At 49.0% G+C, this 19,042-nt stretch carries 14 protein-coding genes and 5 pseudogenes; 11 read left to right on the forward strand and 8 right to left on the reverse strand.

Annotated features, from left to right (window positions below; genetic code table 11):
- Window positions 1-112 precede the first annotated feature (112 nt).
- From ACT3IC_RS22575 to ACT3IC_RS22590, 4 genes and pseudogenes are all read left to right on the forward strand, one after another.
- Window positions 113-394: pseudogene (locus tag ACT3IC_RS22575) on the forward strand (IS30 family transposase); the annotation flags it as partial.
- 100 nt (window positions 395-494) lie between these two features.
- Window positions 495-1,307: a subclass B1 metallo-beta-lactamase NDM-1 gene (locus ACT3IC_RS22580; protein ID WP_004201164.1), complete on the forward strand. Its 813-nt coding sequence runs from the start codon at window positions 495-497 to the stop codon at window positions 1,305-1,307.
- Window positions 1,308-1,310: 3 nt separating this feature from the next.
- A complete protein-coding gene (ble, locus tag ACT3IC_RS22585; RefSeq protein ID WP_004201167.1) occupies window positions 1,311-1,676 on the forward strand; it encodes a bleomycin binding protein Ble-MBL in 366 nt (121 codons plus the stop codon).
- 4 nt (window positions 1,677-1,680) lie between these two features.
- Window positions 1,681-2,319, forward strand: coding sequence for a phosphoribosylanthranilate isomerase (locus ACT3IC_RS22590; protein WP_004201168.1), 639 nt, complete (start codon window positions 1,681-1,683; stop codon window positions 2,317-2,319).
- Between the two features lie 10 nt (window positions 2,320-2,329).
- Here the strand turns inward: ACT3IC_RS22590 and ACT3IC_RS22595 are convergent, their stop codons facing one another.
- Both ACT3IC_RS22595 and ACT3IC_RS22600 read right to left on the reverse strand, forming a co-directional pair.
- Window positions 2,330-2,962, reverse strand: a complete 633-nt coding sequence (locus ACT3IC_RS22595; protein WP_328265669.1) for a hypothetical protein — start codon at window positions 2,960-2,962, stop codon at window positions 2,330-2,332.
- Window positions 2,939-3,088: pseudogene (locus tag ACT3IC_RS22600) on the reverse strand (protein-disulfide reductase DsbD domain-containing protein); the annotation flags it as partial. The pseudogene ACT3IC_RS22600 and the gene ACT3IC_RS22595, both read right to left, overlap by 24 nt.
- 89 nt (window positions 3,089-3,177) lie before the next feature.
- Between ACT3IC_RS22600 and ACT3IC_RS22605 the strand changes: the two are divergent.
- From ACT3IC_RS22605 to ACT3IC_RS22615, 3 genes are all read left to right on the forward strand, one after another.
- Window positions 3,178-4,314: a protein NO VEIN domain-containing protein gene (locus ACT3IC_RS22605; protein ID WP_000080861.1), complete on the forward strand. Its 1,137-nt coding sequence runs from the start codon at window positions 3,178-3,180 to the stop codon at window positions 4,312-4,314.
- Window positions 4,315-4,428: 114 nt separating this feature from the next.
- Complete coding sequence (locus ACT3IC_RS22610; protein WP_000971921.1) at window positions 4,429-5,799, forward strand: IS1182-like element ISCfr1 family transposase; 1,371 nt, start codon at window positions 4,429-4,431, stop codon at window positions 5,797-5,799.
- A gap of 820 nt (window positions 5,800-6,619) precedes the next feature.
- Entirely contained in the window at window positions 6,620-7,480 is an 861-nt protein-coding gene (locus ACT3IC_RS22615) for a broad-spectrum class A beta-lactamase TEM-1 (RefSeq protein ID WP_000027057.1), read from the forward strand.
- Between the two features lie 625 nt (window positions 7,481-8,105).
- Here the strand turns inward: ACT3IC_RS22615 and repA are convergent.
- The gene (gene repA / locus ACT3IC_RS22620; protein ID WP_473479542.1) at window positions 8,106-9,119 is read right to left on the reverse strand and encodes a plasmid replication initiator RepA; all 1,014 of its coding nucleotides are present in this window, start codon (window positions 9,117-9,119) and stop codon (window positions 8,106-8,108) included.
- A gap of 634 nt (window positions 9,120-9,753) precedes the next feature.
- Between repA and ACT3IC_RS22625 the strand changes: the two are divergent.
- The 3 genes and pseudogenes from ACT3IC_RS22625 to ACT3IC_RS22635 form a co-directional block, all read left to right on the forward strand.
- Window positions 9,754-10,042, forward strand: a pseudogene (locus ACT3IC_RS22625) (type II toxin-antitoxin system TacA family antitoxin).
- Window positions 10,030-10,515 carry a GNAT family N-acetyltransferase gene (locus tag ACT3IC_RS22630; RefSeq protein ID WP_473479545.1) on the forward strand — a complete coding sequence of 162 codons (486 nt, stop codon included), beginning with the start codon at window positions 10,030-10,032 and terminating at the stop codon, window positions 10,513-10,515. Before ACT3IC_RS22625 ends, ACT3IC_RS22630 begins: the two are co-directional and overlap by 13 nt.
- 223 nt (window positions 10,516-10,738) lie before the next feature.
- Window positions 10,739-11,355, forward strand: a pseudogene (locus tag ACT3IC_RS22635) (transposase family protein); the annotation flags it as partial.
- Here ACT3IC_RS22635 and ACT3IC_RS22640 read toward each other — a convergent pair.
- The 5 genes and pseudogenes from ACT3IC_RS22640 to ACT3IC_RS22660 all read right to left on the reverse strand — a co-directional run.
- A pseudogene (locus tag ACT3IC_RS22640) lies at window positions 11,348-12,400 on the reverse strand (Tn3 family transposase); the annotation flags it as partial. The pseudogenes ACT3IC_RS22635 and ACT3IC_RS22640 sit on opposite strands and share 8 nt — an antisense overlap.
- A 343-nt stretch (window positions 12,401-12,743) precedes the next feature.
- The gene (locus tag ACT3IC_RS22645; RefSeq protein ID WP_473479547.1) at window positions 12,744-13,655 is read right to left on the reverse strand and encodes a hypothetical protein; all 912 of its coding nucleotides are present in this window, start codon (window positions 13,653-13,655) and stop codon (window positions 12,744-12,746) included.
- On the reverse strand, window positions 13,652-15,658 hold the full coding sequence (locus ACT3IC_RS22650; RefSeq protein ID WP_473479550.1) for an ORC-CDC6 family AAA ATPase: 2,007 nt from the start codon (window positions 15,656-15,658) through the stop codon (window positions 13,652-13,654). The genes ACT3IC_RS22645 and ACT3IC_RS22650 overlap by 4 nt, the downstream gene beginning before the upstream one ends.
- Before the next feature lie 4 nt (window positions 15,659-15,662).
- On the reverse strand, window positions 15,663-16,562 hold the full coding sequence (locus tag ACT3IC_RS22655) for a phosphoribosyltransferase-like protein (RefSeq protein WP_473479554.1): 900 nt from the start codon (window positions 16,560-16,562) through the stop codon (window positions 15,663-15,665).
- Between the two features lies 1 nt (window position 16,563).
- Window positions 16,564-17,736: an N-6 DNA methylase gene (locus tag ACT3IC_RS22660; RefSeq protein ID WP_473479557.1), complete on the reverse strand. Its 1,173-nt coding sequence runs from the start codon at window positions 17,734-17,736 to the stop codon at window positions 16,564-16,566.
- A 284-nt stretch (window positions 17,737-18,020) separates the two neighbouring features.
- Here ACT3IC_RS22660 and ACT3IC_RS22665 point away from each other — a divergent pair, with 284 nt between their 5' ends.
- Window positions 18,021-19,010, forward strand: a complete 990-nt coding sequence (locus ACT3IC_RS22665; protein ID WP_473479560.1) for a tyrosine-type recombinase/integrase — start codon at window positions 18,021-18,023, stop codon at window positions 19,008-19,010.
- Window positions 19,011-19,042 lie beyond the last annotated feature (32 nt).

The following is a 19,042-nucleotide window of genomic DNA, read 5'->3' on the forward strand; positions in this document are numbered from 1 at the left end:
TTTACTCATACCTAGATTCTACGTCAGTACTTCAAAAAGCATAATCAAAGCCTTGATAAATATGCATTCCTTCGAAATTCAGCTTTCACCCATTGGGTGAAAGAAAAGTGCTCAACATAAAATACTCGAAGAAGATTTAGGCATAGATGTATATTTCTGTGACCCACATTCACCCTGGCAAAAAGGCACATGCGAAAATATGAATGGTTTAATTAGGCAATATTTACCTAAAGGGATTGATTTAAATCAGGCAGATCAGCATTATTTAAATCAAGTTGCCATGTCACTGAATACTCGTCCTAGAAAGGCGTTAGATTGGCTTACACCATTAGAGAAATTTGCTCAGCTTGTTGATTATCATATGGCTTTTGAAACTGTCGCACCTCATGTTTGAATTCGCCCCATATTTTTGCTACAGTGAACCAAATTAAGATCATCTATTTACTAGGCCTCGCATTTGCGGGGTTTTTAATGCTGAATAAAAGGAAAACTTGATGGAATTGCCCAATATTATGCACCCGGTCGCGAAGCTGAGCACCGCATTAGCCGCTGCATTGATGCTGAGCGGGTGCATGCCCGGTGAAATCCGCCCGACGATTGGCCAGCAAATGGAAACTGGCGACCAACGGTTTGGCGATCTGGTTTTCCGCCAGCTCGCACCGAATGTCTGGCAGCACACTTCCTATCTCGACATGCCGGGTTTCGGGGCAGTCGCTTCCAACGGTTTGATCGTCAGGGATGGCGGCCGCGTGCTGGTGGTCGATACCGCCTGGACCGATGACCAGACCGCCCAGATCCTCAACTGGATCAAGCAGGAGATCAACCTGCCGGTCGCGCTGGCGGTGGTGACTCACGCGCATCAGGACAAGATGGGCGGTATGGACGCGCTGCATGCGGCGGGGATTGCGACTTATGCCAATGCGTTGTCGAACCAGCTTGCCCCGCAAGAGGGGATGGTTGCGGCGCAACACAGCCTGACTTTCGCCGCCAATGGCTGGGTCGAACCAGCAACCGCGCCCAACTTTGGCCCGCTCAAGGTATTTTACCCCGGCCCCGGCCACACCAGTGACAATATCACCGTTGGGATCGACGGCACCGACATCGCTTTTGGTGGCTGCCTGATCAAGGACAGCAAGGCCAAGTCGCTCGGCAATCTCGGTGATGCCGACACTGAGCACTACGCCGCGTCAGCGCGCGCGTTTGGTGCGGCGTTCCCCAAGGCCAGCATGATCGTGATGAGCCATTCCGCCCCCGATAGCCGCGCCGCAATCACTCATACGGCCCGCATGGCCGACAAGCTGCGCTGAGCCATGGCTGACCACGTCACCCCCAATCTGCCATCGCGCGATTTCGATGTGACAGAGGCGTTTTATGCGAAGCTGGGCTTTGCGACGAGTTGGAAGGATCGCGGCTGGATGATCCTGCAGCGCGGCGGTTTGCAGCTCGAATTCTTCCCCTATCCTGACCTCGACCCAGCTACGAGCTCGTTCGGCTGTTGCCTGCGGTTGGATGATCTCGATGCCATGGTGGCATTGGTGAACGCGGCGGGAGCCGAGGAAAAAAGCACCGGCTGGCCGCGCTTCAAAGCTCCGCAACTGGAGGCGAGCGGCCTGAGGATCGGCTACCTGATCGATCCCGACTGCACGCTGGTGCGGCTGATCCAGAACCCCGACTGACCGCATGCCCGCGAAAATCAAGATTTGCGGGATCAGCACACCCGAGGCGCTCGATGCGACCATCGCGGCGCGGGCGGACTATGCCGGGTTGGTGTTCTATCCAGCGTCGCCCCGTGCGGTTACGTCGAATGTCGCGGGCGCTTTGACATCGCGCGCAGCTGGCCAGATCGCCATGGTCGGTTTGTTCGTCGATGCGGATGATGCTGTCATCGCCGACGCACTGGTGGCAGCCAAGCTGAACGCGCTGCAGCTGCACGGTTCGGAATCGCCCGAACGCGTGGCCCAGTTGCGCGCGCGGTTTGGCAAGCCGGTGTGGAAGGCGCTGCCCGTCGCCAGCGCCAGCGATGTCGCACGCGCCGCAGCCTATGCCGGGGCGGCGGACTTGATCTTGTTCGACGCCAAGACCCCCAAAGGCGCGCTGCCCGGCGGCATGGGGTTGGCGTTCGACTGGTCGCTGCTGGCCGGATATCGCGGTGCCTTGCCGTGGGGGCTGGCAGGCGGGCTAAATCCGACGAATGTTGCCGAGGCGATTGCGCGCACCGGAGCGCCGCTGGTCGATACCTCCAGCGGCGTCGAAAGCGCGCCGGGCGTCAAGGATACCGACAAGATTACCAATTTCGCCTTTGCGGTGCGCTTGGCCTAAATCGCGTCGATCAATAGGCGTCGTTCAGCGCAAAGATCGGCTTGCGGGTGCGCCACTGCCCTCGGGTGAAGTCGGGAAAATCTAACGTGCGATTGCCCTCAGCAATCGATTGTTCCGACAGAGGCGTGATCGCGCTCCAGGCCAGCGCGTCGTAAATGTCGATTGGCATCGGGGCCTTGGCCTTCAGCGCCTCGACAAAAGCGTGGATCACGAACCAGTCCATCCCGCCATGCCCGGCCCCTGCCGCCAGATCGGCGTAGCGTTTCCATAGCGGGTGATCGTATTTCGCAAACCAGCCCTCGGCAGGCTCCCAGCGGTGCGGCTGTGGGCTCTTGCCCTCCAGATAGATCGACTTGTTGACGTCCATCCACAGCCCCTCGGTGCCTTGCACCCGAAAGCCGAGAGAATAGGGGCGCGGCAGCGAGGTGTCGTGGCACAGCATGATCGTTTCACCATTAGTGCAGCCGATCATGGTGTTGACCACATCACCCAGTGCGAATTTCACCTCGGCGTTGGGATGATCGGCAGAGCCGTTCTTGACGACATAATCATGCAGCCCGCGCGCCTTACAGCCGAAGCCGCCAGCGCCCGCTTCGCCCGGCAACGCGACCTTCAGGGTGCGGGTCTGCGGCGGGTAGCACACGCCGGCATCGGCGCAGCCCTGGTACTTCACGGTCAGGGTGGTCGCGCTCGCGCCGGCCGCGGGCGTGCCGGTGAGGGTGCCGAGCAATTCCTTGCGGTAGGTTTCGACGTCGCCGAAGAATTCGTCGCTTTTATCGTGACGTTTCTGTTCAGGGGCTACTCATAATCTCGTGGCTCGGCGGTTCCCGGCACACCATGACAGTAAGGAAGGACCCTGTGTCTCAACTCTCCCAGCTTCGAAGCCCCGCCGCCGTGCAGGCTGCCATCGATGAGTTCGTGCAACTGGGCCGCACGAAATTCCTGGCGCGCCACGGCTACGGCAAGTCCCGCGACTTCCTGGTACGTGATCCGAAGACCGGCACCGATTGCGATTCCAAGGCCATCGCCGGTGTGGCCTTCGGCAAGCAATTTCCCGAGCAGGGCCCGCTCACTGCTGACAGCTTCTCCGGTGGCGAGACGACCGTCGTTCCGGCGCTGACGCGGCTCGGGTTTCGCATCATTCGCATCGGCGAAGACTGGTCCGAAGAAGAGGTCCTGGCCACGGTCGAAGACTATTTCGACATGCTGCGTGCCGAGGCGGCTGGGGAGCCGTACCACAAGTCCGAGCACAACCAGGCACTGCGCCAACTGCTGAACGGTCGCAGCAAGTCTTCAGTCGAGCTCAAGCACCAGAACATTAGCGCCGTACTCGATGCCCTGGGCCTGCCCTATATCAACGGCTACAAGCCACGCGGCAACAGCCAACTGCTGCTGCGTAAATCCGTACACGCCTACGTTCTGGAACATCAGCAGACGGTCGGCGCTCTTGTCGATGCCCTGGAGGAGGTAAAACTTCCGGGTGACAAAACCTACCGAGCGGCTTTGGTAGAACCACCCGCCCGTGAAGTGCTTGTGCGTACCCCGGCATCTCTACGGCAACGCCTACCGCGAAAGTTCGATTATGCCGCTCGCGATGAAGCCAACCGCAAGCTGGGCCGGGCAGGGGAGCAGTGGGTGATTGGCTACGAACAGCAACGCCTGACCGAGCTCGGCCACCCAGAGCTTTTTCAGCGGCTGGATTGGGTGTCCGACACCCAGGGAGACGGTGCGGGGTTCGACATCCTGTCGTTCGAAGAGGACGCCCATGAGCGCTTCATCGAGGTGAAAACCACCAATGGCGGGGTAGGCTCGTCTTTCTTGGTCAGCCACAACGAACTCGAATTCTCCAAGGAGGCGGGCGATCAATTCCATCTGTATCGCGTGTTCCAGTTTCGGGACGGTCCGCGCCTGTTCACGCTACCCGGCGACCTCAGCCAACATGTGCATCTCAAGCCGACGGACTACCGGGCGAGTTTCCGGAGTTTGGTGGGGTAAAGGCAGGGTTCTGTTGAGCCGAATGGCTGTGTGCGGCCGATTCTGTTGAAAAAGTAGCGGCCTCCCCATGCCGTTGGCAAAATTGCTTTGTCAGCGAGCGTGGGGGCGAACAGCATGATGGGACAGTTACCGGGAGGACAGCAGCGCCTGTTCTACTCGTTCAATCTGGAAGATCACGTCCCGGCCCAACATCTCCTGCGCAGCATCGACCAGTGCTTGGATCTCAGTGATCTACGTGCCTACCTGGCAGATTTCTATAGCCCCATCGGGCGTCCCTCGATTGACCCGGAGTTGATGGTGCGCATGCTGGTCGTCGGCTACTGCTATGGCATTCGTTCCGAGCGGCGATTGTGCGAAGAGGTGCACCTGAACCTGGCCTATCGCTGGTTCTGCCGGTTGGGTCTGGAAGACGAAGTCCCCAATCACTCGACCTTCTCGAAGAATCGCCATGGGCGTTTTCGTGACAGCGATCTATTCCGCTGGTTATTCAATGAGGTGCTGCGGCGCTGCATGGCAGCCGGCCTAGTCAAGGGTGAAGGTTTCGCCGTCGACGCCAGCATCATTAAGGCGGATGCCAGCCGGCAACGTGGGGTGGCGGGAGATGAGGTCGATTGGAACGATCCAAAGCTCAGCAGCCGCGCAGTGCGCGAGTACCTCGAAGCCCTTGATGAAGAGGCGCTGGCTGAGGCTCTTCCCAAGAAAATTTCGCTCACTGATCCTCAGTCCCGTTGGACAGCAGCGCCAGGTGGCCCGGCCTTTTTTGCCTACTCCACGAATTACCTGATCGACACTGAGCACGGTGTGATCATGGACGTGGAAGCTACCCCGGCGCACCGTACCGCCGAAGTCGATTCGACTAGGACGATGGTCGAGCGTGTCGAGGCGCAGTTCGATCTCACACCGGAACGCCTTATCGGCGATACCGCTTATGGCACCGCCCCGATGCTGGCCTGGATGGTCGAAGAAAAGGACATCGAACCGCATGTGCCGGTGTGGGACAAGACCGAGCGCAAGGACGACAGCCTCTCCAGTAACGACTTTCACTGGAGTCAGGACGCCAATGAATATCGCTGCCCAGCCGGCAAACCGCTACGCAGTGAATGGCGCGCCTTCACCCAGCAAAGGTCGCGGGTAACTAAGGCCAAAACCGTCATTTACCGCTCCAGCCAAACCGACTGCGCCACCTGCCCGTTGAAAGCGAAATGCTGCCCCAACACGCCGAATCGGAAGATCGTCCGCAGCATCCATGAGGCTGCCCGCGACGTGGCTCGACGCATCGCCAAGACACCGGAGTACCTCGTCTCTCGCTGCGAACGAAAGAAGGTGGAGATGCTTTTCGCCCACCTCAAACGGATCATGAAACTCGACCGTTTACGACTGCGTGGCCTAACGGGTGCCACTGACGAATTCACCTTGGCTGCGATGGTGCAGAACCTGCGCCGCATGGCCAAGCTTTTGCCTCAAGGGCCACCGCTGACGGGATAGGTATGCCTGCTACGAGCAGAAACCCTCAAATTAACCCTTAAACCTGAGCAAGGACGCTCAGTGAAACGCCGGAAGGCAACTTGAAGTGGCTTGCAGCCACTTCGACAGCAGGCACACCTGATCGGCAGGCTGCCGCTAAAGCTACTTTTTCAACAGAATCGGCCGATTTGTGCCGGTCGTCAAGGACCGCTTCGGATCACTCTCAACCGGATCGCGGGCCAGCTGATTTGCTAAAACCCGCGCCAAACTCAACGAAGGATTTCGCATGATCCGTTTTTTTTGGCGATCACGCTCGGCCTGATGGTTGGCTGCTCGTCGAGTTCAAGTTCGATCTGATCAGTGAGCGGTAGCGCAAGTGGATCGCCTCAGCCAAGCAGCGTTGTTGCCGGCGGCCGGAAGAAAGCCTTGAACTAGTAGCGGAAAGGATGAAACTTTATTTTTACGATTCTCAGCATTTTCCAAGGTTGAGCGAAAATTAGGATGATACTTTAATGATTCCGGCCTCCATCCCCACAAAACGCTTGCAGATGGCAGAATTGAAATAAGTCATTGTTTTAAATGGATTTTTGCAGGAATTGCTACGTTGCAGGGTCCTGTAGTTAGGATGACACTTTATTTTCCTCCCACAGGCCTCGTGATACGCCTATTTTTATAGGTTAATGTCATGATAATAATGGTTTCTTAGACGTCAGGTGGCACTTTTCGGGGAAATGTGCGCGGAACCCCTATTTGTTTATTTTTCTAAATACATTCAAATATGTATCCGCTCATGAGACAATAACCCTGGTAAATGCTTCAATAATATTGAAAAAGGAAGAGTATGAGTATTCAACATTTTCGTGTCGCCCTTATTCCCTTTTTTGCGGCATTTTGCCTTCCTGTTTTTGCTCACCCAGAAACGCTGGTGAAAGTAAAAGATGCTGAAGATCAGTTGGGTGCACGAGTGGGTTACATCGAACTGGATCTCAACAGCGGTAAGATCCTTGAGAGTTTTCGCCCCGAAGAACGTTTTCCAATGATGAGCACTTTTAAAGTTCTGCTATGTGGTGCGGTATTATCCCGTGTTGACGCCGGGCAAGAGCAACTCGGTCGCCGCATACACTATTCTCAGAATGACTTGGTTGAGTACTCACCAGTCACAGAAAAGCATCTTACGGATGGCATGACAGTAAGAGAATTATGCAGTGCTGCCATAACCATGAGTGATAACACTGCTGCCAACTTACTTCTGACAACGATCGGAGGACCGAAGGAGCTAACCGCTTTTTTGCACAACATGGGGGATCATGTAACTCGCCTTGATCGTTGGGAACCGGAGCTGAATGAAGCCATACCAAACGACGAGCGTGACACCACGATGCCTGCAGCAATGGCAACAACGTTGCGCAAACTATTAACTGGCGAACTACTTACTCTAGCTTCCCGGCAACAATTAATAGACTGGATGGAGGCGGATAAAGTTGCAGGACCACTTCTGCGCTCGGCCCTTCCGGCTGGCTGGTTTATTGCTGATAAATCTGGAGCCGGTGAGCGTGGGTCTCGCGGTATCATTGCAGCACTGGGGCCAGATGGTAAGCCCTCCCGTATCGTAGTTATCTACACGACGGGGAGTCAGGCAACTATGGATGAACGAAATAGACAGATCGCTGAGATAGGTGCCTCACTGATTAAGCATTGGTAACTGTCAGACCAAGTTTACTCATATATACTTTAGATTGATTTAAAACTTCATTTTTAATTTAAAAGGATCTAGGTGAAGATCCTTTTTGATAATCTCATGACCAAAATCCCTTAACGTGAGTTTTCGTTCCACTGAGCGTCAGACCCCTGTTCCGGCCCTTCGGGCCGGGGCGGCGGCGGTTTTGCAGGGGTAAGGTGTGAGCCTGATGTCGGGTTCTGGCCAGAACGGGACCCGGCGCTTGCGACGGGGGGAAGCTTTGATTTTATCTGAGCGCGTGGCCGTCAGGCCGCTGCATGCGAAGGCATTATTCATATCCACAAAGTGGCAGAAGACAAAGATCCACTCTGGAATGTAATGAACAGAGCGATAAAAAAGGGGGGTAAGATAATTTTGCGGGTTCCCTGTTTTTCATTTCCGGAAAGCACGACTTATCCCTTTGCGGATTTCTGTGGAAAACCTGGATGATCGATATTCTGTGCCGTCAGGATGGGAAGTTTTACTTCTGAATACTCAGGCAGACAATATGCAGTGAATAATAAATGCGCGACTTTCCCGGAAAAAACCAGCACAAAAAGCCCCGGTCAGGGGCATGTATACAGAGAGAGCTTAGCGGTTTGTGTCGCTGTTAATCCGGCGGTGACAGAGCCAGATCCAACTGATACAGATGCTGTACGGCCAGCTGGGTCAGTCGTTCAGGCGTACACCAGTAGGCTTCATCATGTGAAAGGGTTTTGAAAATCCATTTTTCCATGACATGAAGACGTTCATCTGCCGGTAGCTTAATCAGGTTGTTGGCTCGCTTGCGTTCAGCCCCTTTCTTCCGGCGGTAAGTTAGGGCATCACGCCGCTTCTGACCTGACCAGCACTGTCGGGCCTTATGCGGGGTAATATCATCATGTTCGGTCATCGCACCTTCATGAATCAGTCGTTCACGCTCAGGGCTGAGACGAAGCTTCTTCTCCTGCTCTTTCAGCAGTTTGTCCATATTGACACCCAACATCTTAAAACCTGCGGGAGTGATATAGACATAAACAGGGAGCCAAGAGCGTGATTCACGATCCCAGATACGTTCTTCTGCCAGACCCAGTACGCCAAAGCGCACTTGTTCTTCAATAAGGCGTGATAAGCGTGACACCGTCACCTCGGTTTCCGGTATGACGTTGCCTTTAGCGTCTTTCATGCTCAGTTCTTTCGCCAGGCGAGAAATACACATGCCGACCGTGTGCTTGCCGGCATCGCAGAAACTGACGAGCAGGGGCCAGAGGGCATCAATAAGGCGCTGACGTTCGGGACGGAAACCGTATTTTCGGCCTGCCTTCCGGCGACCGGTAACGTAAAGAGGATGGCGCGAGACGTGACTACGCAGCCGGGACTGCCCAGTCGTCCTGTCAAACATCACCAGCCGGTTGTAAGCATGACCCAGTTCCCCGGAAAGCTTTTTATAATGCGCCGGGCGATACCACACGGGAAATTCACATTTGGAGCGAGTTGAATGGTCACCGCGCGTACGGCGGGTCCGTTTTTTGGCTGGTACGATGAGAAAATCATCCTGAGTTCCGTCATCGACTCCCTGCCAGAAACGGGTTAACTCATCGGCCGGAAGTTCAGACCAGTGGACAGGTTTTTGATTGTCATTCACGGCGGCCTGTTCTTAAGGCGGCCGGGTGTTGTTTTCTATGGTGCATGCGTTATAATCCTTCACAGGCATCGCGCCTGCTTTTGGACCCCCTGATATCTGACGATTCCGCCAAGTTTCAGACAGATTTCGGGGGGTTTGTGCATTCAGGCTCCGGAAAACCCCGTCACCTGCTCCTGAACGTTTTAACGGACACGTCCTGTCTCTGTTTGTTTACGGAAGTCCGCATTTCTTCCGTAAAACCATCTTCTGCCACCCGCCTGCCTCACCACAAAGCAGTCAAACCGTCAGTTTGAGTTAGGTCACAAAAGTAATCTGAATCAACAATCTGTCCCACCACAAGACGATCGCTGACGATCCGAATACTACCTTCTCGTCAGTTAATTTTCCAGATGTTAGACAAGATTACCATCCATCGTCTGCTTGCTGATTGCCCTTAAGGCCTTTTTAAGAGGCTGAGTTCGCCTTAGCCAGGGCGTTAGGTGTAATCAGGTAAGCCTGCAGAGAGAACAGAGATTTGCAGGCAGGACGTTTAACTCAAATAGTTAAAAGGCAGATATTTCGGATCATAACTGCACTGACAAAAATGTGTATAGCTTTTGCTATACACTATTACTGTGTTATGCTTGTAAAGCAATTGCTATACAAGGAGTGCACTAATGAAATCAGATGTTCAACTCAATCTTAGGGCCAAAGAATCTCAAAGAGCACTCATCGATGCTGCTGCAGAGATCCTCCATAAATCACGTACGGACTTCATTCTGGAAATGGCGTGCCAGGCTGCGGAGAATGTGATCCTCGATCGGCGCGTATTCAATTTTAACGATGAGCAGTATGCAGAGTTTATCGACATGCTCGATGCGCCAGTTGCGGATGACGCTGCAATCAATAAACTCCTGGCAAGGAAACCTCAGTGGGACGTGTAACAGCACCGGAACCGTTATCCAGCTCACATCAACTGGCTGAGTTCGTCAGCGGGGAGGCCGTTCTCGATGACTGGCTTAAACAGAGAGGGTTAAAAAATCAGGCTCTTGGTGCTGCCAGAACGTTCGTTGTTTGTAAAACAGGTACCAAACAGGTTGCCGGTTTTTACTCTCTGGCCACCGGTAGCGTAAACCATGTTGAAGCCACTGGAAGTCTCAGGCGCAATATGCCTGATCCAATCCCAGTAATCATACTTGCGCGCCTGGCTGTCGATGTCTCATTCCGAGAAAAAGGGCTGGGTGCTGATTTACTCCACGATGCAGTATTGCGCTGTTATCGGGTCGCAGAGAATATAGGCGTCCGTGCGATTATGGTTCATGCTCTGACAGAAACAGCCAAAGGTTTTTATCTTCACCATGGTTTTAAGGAATCGCAAACCCAGGAGCGAACTCTGTTTCTCAAATTACCACAATAGAAACTAACTAAAGAAAGGAAACTTGGGTGATGCGTAACTCATTGAATATAAATTATTATTTTCGTGTATTTAACATAATCTTTGTTAAGCGAACTGGGTATGTAATAGCTAAATTGAGATGTCCGTCTCTGACTAGATACATGTCCACGCTACAGTTTCACGCCAGCGATCACTGCTTTCAAAGGGTGAGACTTATGACGACATACGGAACGGAGTTTTCTCTATGAACGATGTGAACCGACTCAGGATCCTTCAGGATGTTATCGACCAGCGTCTCGCGGCCAGTCGGCTGGAAGTTTCTGACAGGCACTGTCGCCGTTTGCTTGGGCGTTACCGCGAACACGGGCCACTTTCGCTGGTTAACAGTCGGAGTGGCCAGCGTGGTAACCGGCAGCTGATGCCAAGCCTCGCTGAACGTGTACTGCGTATTATCCGCGAACACTACGCTGATTTGGTCCTACTTTAGCCTGTGAGAATGATGCAACTAGTTGGCTGATGCAGCTTCTGTTCGTCAGTTCTGACTCCACTTTCACCTATTTTGAAGCCACCCGGGCTATCTGGAGCGTTACGGTAAGCCTCTTGCGTTCTACAGTGACAAGGCCAGCGTTTTTAGGATCAACAACAAGCAGGCCACCGGCGGAGATGGCCAGACTCAGTTCGGCCATGTCATGAACGAGCTGAACCTGACCGGTATCTGCGCCAATACCAGTTCAGCCAAGGGCCGTGTTGAGCGGGCTCACCTGACGTTGCAGGACCGCCTGGTCAAGGAGCTGTGGCTGTCCCGAGGCCGCAAACGCCTTTGCAGAAGAGTTCATGGCTGACTACAACAGCCGTGACGGGTAAACGTCGTCCAGCTGTTTACCTCGTCGAGAATTTCCGTGATTTTAGGTCGCGGTAGCATGCTGTAAACCAGTTCTGCCAGAGGTGAAACCTGCACCGGAACGCAGTTATTCAGCGGAGAGACTTTTACGCCCTTGTCGGATATTTCCACATCAGGCAGTTCACCAAGGGCAGCCATGGCATTGACCTCTTCAAGTCTGGACTGAAGAAGAGTCATACGGCTGGCAATGTACTCATGATAATCAGCAGATACGGGCAGTGGCAGCGCCGGTGTGAGTTTGTCAAAGTCCTTTTCGGGAATGAGGTAATCATCAAAATTTTTGTAGCGGCGTGAGCCTTTAACCCAGATGTCCCCGGAGCGTAACGCCCTCTTAAGCTCGCTGAGCGCACAAAATTCATAGTACTGCCGGTCAATACCCGCAGGTGTAATCACCACCCTGCGCCAGCTTTCAGGGACAAACTCAAGCGGCGTAGTCGCCGGAACTTTACGTGACTGCTTCCGGTACATATCCTTGATCACAACCAGCGCATCGGCCAGAGGTTGTGCTGCCGGGGGTGCGACTAACTGTAAAGCGGACAGCATGCGCGGGGCATATTTCCGTAATGTGCTGTATTTCTCAGTAATAATATGCAAAGGGTCAAAATTATTTTTTCTGGCGAGATGGCGTGTTTCCTCCAGACTGGCGACAAATTCGGGCCACGGGGGTATGTTTTCTATTGCGAGCCATGGATCGCCACCGGAATCGCGGGCATCAGACAGCACCTGACCGACATCGATGTACTGCCTCAGTTTAAACTGGATCAGCTTTCCGGTCTGTTGAAGGCGCTCAGCCTGTATTCTTTTGGCTTTGCTGAACAGGCTGTTCAGCATTCGCTCATGTAGCTCAATCACTTCGTCTGTCAGTGTGGCTCTGGCTTCTTCCAGCACGCAGACCAGGATTGCATGACGGCGGGCTGCTGAAAATCGGATCAAATCCCGGCTACTCATCTTTCGGCCTTCCCACGCCAGTCTCAGCAACCGGTTCTGATGAATGGTACGATCTATAATGTACAGACGGAAAACGTGAATTATACCGGTCTCCCTTAACCTTCCGTCCACCACAAGACATCAGATCAGGTCTGCACGCTGATTTGAGATAAGGCCATAATTCAAAGTTGTAGCAATGAAAACGCCTCACCACAGGGTTCTCATAACTAGATGAATCTACCCAATTGATGCGTAACTTTCTAGTGACATGAATCGTTTTTCTTGGTCTCTGAATGCATAGATATTGTCAAAGGATGCTAACTTTATCCTCTTCGAAGAATAGCGTCTTTCAGTGATAAGAAGTCATCCCAATACCTGAAAAGGACAGGTTGTCCTAAGTTAGCTATTGGGAGAGCAAAAGCTAACTTGAAGTTAAGGAGTACGTATATATAACGCCAATTCCAGCACTCCTTTTTTTGGACTTCTCAGGGAAATCATAAATAGCGCCAACCTGTTTTTTTGGTTCATTTTTATGATAATTATTAATTAGGAATATACAAACCCCTACGGCTGAAGGCTTTGTACCTATGGGTGTAATTACGACTTTGGAATTTGTATAGGCCAAGTTGTCTAATAATTCATTTACTGCATAAGGATTGGAGCCAGGGTGTATTATTAATTCAGAGTTGAGATAATCAAAGTATCTTAGATGCTTTCTAATTGAAATGTTTTCCCACCCAGGTTTATAGGCTGGTAAAGAAATATGAGCTGAAAGCCTCTTATAACTCGCTCCATCATCATTTTCAATGATTTGTCCTAGTCGAGAATTTTCAAAACCAAGAAAAGTAACAAGAACAGCTTTGTCAGACGAGCTTGACTGGTTATCTATGCTAAATGCAGGCAAAGCTACAAAAGAGTGACGCCTGTCGCTCAACATAAATTCAATCTCAGTGCCAGCATCCTTTTCTTTAGAGTACTCTAGAGGTTCTACATACAGAACCACAATTTGAGTTGCAATGCCTGACCTATTTATTGAATCAAGTAAATATAATAGCTCAGGGAACCCAAGAGAGGTTGCATCTATTAAAACTCGTCCGAATCTTTTGTTTATGAAAAATTCATGCAACTTAAATATTTTATAATGAGTTCCGTTTACAATTACAGAGTACTTATCTTTATCATATAGTATATTGAACCTAGGGTTGATTTTGATTGAAGTCTCTACAGTTGATGTGCGATCATCAAGCGTTTCACCAAAGAAAAAAGCATCGAAAGACTCACTGCATATAGATTCAAGATTTTTCTCTTTCTTGATTTTATCAATGTTTATCATAATAGACCTATCTGCTTTCCGAACTCACCTTTGGCTATGTCCGCCAATTCAATGCCTTCATCAACACCCCAGTTTTTACCAAACTTTTTGAGTAGGTCGTTGAATTTATTGTCATCAGCTGTAAAGATAATAGATACTTCTTCTCTGCTTAATTTTAACTTTTTCTTTTTTCTAAAACTTATCCCAAAATGTGCTGAGAGAACAGGGTGAAGCAAATAGTCTTTGGTTTCTATAGTGTCCGGGGCTTTTGATTTGGTGCTATCCTCATCAATCAATACGGACCAAATTAGAGCCTCATTGAGCAATTGTCTAGTGTGAGAGTCAAGCTCTAGATGTTCAGATAGGTCCATTGTGAAATGATTTATCTCGACCTCACTTTGGGTCTTCCGGGAGTGACTATAACTGAATATTTTTCCTAATCTATTCGCTATTCTTTTTAAATGGGCTCCATGTGCCCCCAGGTCAGATATTTTTTCAAGCTCTAAGTCACTAGTACGTTTTGTAGCTGATGCTTGTATTTCAACTGGCAATGGATTCAATGCATGTTCAATAAGTATGTTATTTTGTTCTCCTTTTAGTACTGACTGATGACATAGCTCGAGGAAGTGTCTGATGTTGCCTTTTGATAAATGTACGTATTGTTCATATCCAGCATAGAGTGGGCATGGTTTTTCTGGCGTTTTTTTGTATAAAAATAATATAACTCCCACTAGATTATTCGGAATCCATGAGTTGTATTTACTGTATTGTTTAAGTTTGTATTTTTCAAATTCCTTCAGAATTTCGGCAGGAGTGTCTCTTGTTCTGTTTAACAATACCGCATTAACGATTGAAGCTTCTGGGAAATCCTTATCAATAAAAACACCCACAGCGGGATTTTTTTTCAGCTCAAAATTCTTCAGTCCATCCAACATCAATTTCTTCAAGTGCTTCATGAAAACTTCAGAATTAATTATCTGAAATGCTATATCTTTATAGCTTAAGCTTGGTAAAAATGTGGTTCCTATCTCTCTGATTTTACTCTTATATTTTGGGTTGTTTCTTTGGGACGTATTGCTTTTATTTCGCATGAATTCATCAAAATACTGGTCATGAAGATGTTCAGCAAGTCTCATCATCAATATTTCGCCGGCAAATATGTCAAAGTCCTTTATGTAATGCTCATCTAAATTTATAGTTCTAAAGTCGTTTCGTTCAACGACCTTTTCCCTACTCAGCGTTTCATGCGACACCTCAGCATTTCTTTTATGGGCAACACTAAATATCAATGGGGGTCGACCATGCTTCATGAGAGTATTTATTATCTTTTGCTGTTGAAGTGTCAGATTTTCAAATTCATCAATAAACACATGATAATTTATATGTTTAAGTTCAGGGATTTTTTCTTTTATACTTGATATTAAAATATCTAGTGTGCTCTTAACATCAAGACGAACAGGAGGTATTTCTTGAATTGGTGCATTTATCCAATTACACAATGTAAACATTGTGTTTCGAAGTTCCTCTTCCGCATCAATTACTTTAAGGTGTAATTTGGTATTTATAAGGGATTTGGATATTATTCCAGGTAACGCATATGATTTAACGGTTTCTTTGTTTTCAACTGGTGATGAACTAGTTATAAGAGTCCGCATCAGTCCGCAAAACTCAAATAAAAGAGACAAAGTCATATACGAATGGAACGCCGATGCCCAGTGCTTGCCCAGCCAGTTTTCAGATAAATGCTGTGTAAAAGATGTGTCTGGCCTCCAATATATACCTATATTTTGAATATTACTTAAATCAACTTTTTCATCTTTCTTTTCGCTAAAAATAGTAGGGTAACAATGGTATTTGAGATACATTGTTTTTCCTGAACCACGACCACCAACAATAACGCATGCTTTTGTGGCATCACTAATATCCATAGCTTCGTATGCCAATGGCAAAACATACTTATCATACACATCGTCAGGAAATTCTTCAGTTCTGTTTTTAGCAAAAGCTTTACTTAGTTTTGTCATGATTTCACCTTTTAAACAAGCCTGACCATCCGTTGCCTTTATGCATAAGCATAGCTAAGTTATTATTCGGCGTGGAGGCATTAAAAACATAAGTGAGCTCTAACTTCCCAACTCCCAAATTACCATGTAAATTTATCCTGTTTTCTTTACAAAGATTAAGATAAAAATCCCTAAACAATTCTGGTGTTAACCCTGGTGTATATCTTAAGAAATCATTTGATCCGCAAAAAAAACTATTCGAAGGTTCTATTTTTTCAATGGGTAGGATAGTTAGATTGTTGTATTTATTTTGTAGGGTTTCAACTGCCTCCAAAACCGCAGCAAATGGGATGTAAATAATATGAGCATTCAGTTTCGAGAGTTCCCGAACCCGATAAAAAGTATCAAACTGCTCTCCTGTTCCTATAATGTCATCAAAAAATATTATAGCTTCAATCCCTTTTTCGACATGTTCTTTTATATTATGTGAGTTTATTGTCAAGTTACTATCGAAGAACTTACTTTTTAAAAAAGAAAGAATAGTACTACTACTTTTAACCCCTTTATCGTCAATATCTTCTATTGCACTGAATCTAAAACGTAAGTTGCGACATTTCGTTGAATTGATATCGACTAACCATTCTTTGATACTCTTGAAATCGTATATACCTTTTTCCTCTAAGATTTGCGGTAATACTATTTGGAAAATATCCTGCCCAATGGTAAGCATCGAATTTTGATTTCTAAATATCAAAGAATGTAATATTGCAGCTGCTAGATACCGCTCTTCTCGTTCTTTAAAATTTTCTATCCAGGCATCAAGTTCTCTTTGTGTAATATTATCCCAGTATTTTAATTCTATAAGTTTTCTGGCTCGATTGAATACCGTTTCAATATGATCATCTAAGGATTTATTTATTTTCATATTATACGCCTATAAATATGGGTATTTTTTTTATTTCTTGTATTGTTAAATGTAACGCGCCTACACCTTTAGCCGCAGCACCTATCCATTTCCTCCCAAAATCCGAGCTCAAAGTGTTGATGATAAGATTCCGATTATTTTCATTAAGCGGTTTTATCAAAACAACACAATCCGATATTATATAGTAGCCTTTTTTAACAATGCCAAATCTTCCTATTACTCTGGTGCCAACACGTGCTAAAACAATGTCGCCTGGACCTGCAATAGTATGTACTGAATCTTTAATTTGCTCTGCGCCCATGTCAAACAACTTATTCATACCGTTCATTGACGTTGTATGAATGATAGGTATTTTTGTTGGCTGGCTGTTACCGTTATACTTGCCTCGTTTTATTATATAACATAATGTTTCCATCGGGGCGGTATTTATATGTTGAGGTTTAGAATTGTATCTGTAATCTCCTCTGAAGCAAAAGCTCTCGTTAGGAATATTTATTTCTTGCGAATTCATAACAAAACTTTTTATGATTACTGTATCAGATGGTTTTGCTTTTTTTAATACTATAATATGCGTTCTGGCTTCGGTTCCAATAAAACTTGATTCAGGTATTTCGCAAACACTTATCAGATTATATTTACTGCATAATATTTTACGTAAATCCGAAAAGCACTTATTTGTTATAATTCCATCTGGTACGATAAAGGCCAGCACTCCATTTTCTTTCAATAGATTAATTGATTGTAAAATGAAAACAACCTCGGCCCTTACCGTTTTTGATGTCAATTTCAAAGAAAATGATGCAAATAACTCTTTAATATATTTGTTAGTTTTGATCGACTTAAACGGAGGATTCCCAAGAACAAGACAATACTCTTTACTATATAATTTTGCTTGTTGATAACAAGAAAGAGTTGTCGAATCAGTTAGGTGGGAGATGTATTTCTCTTTAAGAATTCCTACGTTGCGCTCATCAATATCAAACCCTACAATTAATGCATCTTTAAATTTTACACTCGCCGAGTTTAATAAAGCACCTTCACCAGCACTCAAGTCAATTATATTTTTATACTTTATATTTTGGGGGATTGAGTTCAACAAGAAATCCCCCAGACTTTCTGTTGTGTAATATTGAGAATGTTTTTTTTTAAGATATGGATCGGGGCTTAAAATCATATATTATGCCTGAGGGGGTATAGCTACCGCACGGATTCTACATTTTAATAACATTATACCATTTTAAAGTCAATTAATCTTTCGTTTGAGTACTTGTTATCTGTGCTTTACCACGTTTAGTAAACATCCCCAGCTTTTCATATCGCGCTACAATATTTTAGAACATCTACTTTTTAAAATGTACCTTTGAAAAAGTAGACTTTCTGCGGTACGCTTTGCGGGACTGATTACCCCCGATTTTCACGCAGCGCGCCGGACCGTTTCCGGCCGGACCGGAGCCTGACATGACCCTGATGACGGATGACGAACAGGACCTGAATCCCTTCCCGGGATCACTTTCTTCTGACCCAGCGTATTTCCCGGCCCTGTCAGGCGCTGACGCGCCCGTGAATCCGGCCCGGGCCTATCTGCTCTCCCTGAATTCCCCCCGCAGCCGGCAGACCATGGCCTCGTTTCTCGGGATTGTGGCCGGGATACTCGGTGCCGCCAGCCCCGACCTCTGCAGCTGGGGCAGCCTGCGCCGGCATCACGTCATGGGCATTACCGAGCTGCTGCGCGACACCGGCCGGGCCACGGCCACCGTCAACACCTACCTGTCAGCCCTGAAGGGGGTGGCGAAGGAAGCCTGGATGCTCCGGCTCATGGACGTCGAGAGCTTCCAGCACATCCGGGCGGTGCGCAATCTTCGCGGCAGCCGGCTGCCTAGCGGCCGGGCCCTGCCGCCGGAGGAGATCCGCGCCCTGTTTGCTGTGTGCAAGGCCGACCGGAGCTGCCTCGGGCCGCGGGATGCAGCCATGCTGGCGGTGATCCTTGGCTGCGGCCTCCGCCGGTCCGAGGCCGTAAGCTTGGATCTTCGTGACGTTGTCACGCAGGACCGGGCCCTGCGGGTGCTGGGCAAGGGAAACAAGGAACGGCTGGCCTACGTTCCGGTCGGGGCGTGGCAGCGGCTGCAGTTCTGGATCGATGAAGTCCGGGGCGAGACGCCCGGGCCGCTGTTCACCCGCATCCGCCGCTTCGGGGATGTGACCATGAACCGGCTCACCGACCAGGCGGTGTACCATATCCTGCAGGTGCGCCAGGGTCAGGCCGGAATAAGTAAGTGCTCGCCGCATGACCTTCGCAGGACTTTCGCAACAGCCATGTTGGATAACGGGGAAGATTTGATTACGGTAAAAGATGCGATGGGCCACGCCAGCGTCACCACCACCCAGCAGTACGATCGCCGCGGGGAGCAGCGCCTGCAGCTCGCTCGTGATAGACTCAACCTTGTGTAATTTTTTAGGGCTAAGCAAACACTAATAAGGGG

This window comes from Leclercia sp. GHBNCSD, assembly GCF_055805075.1.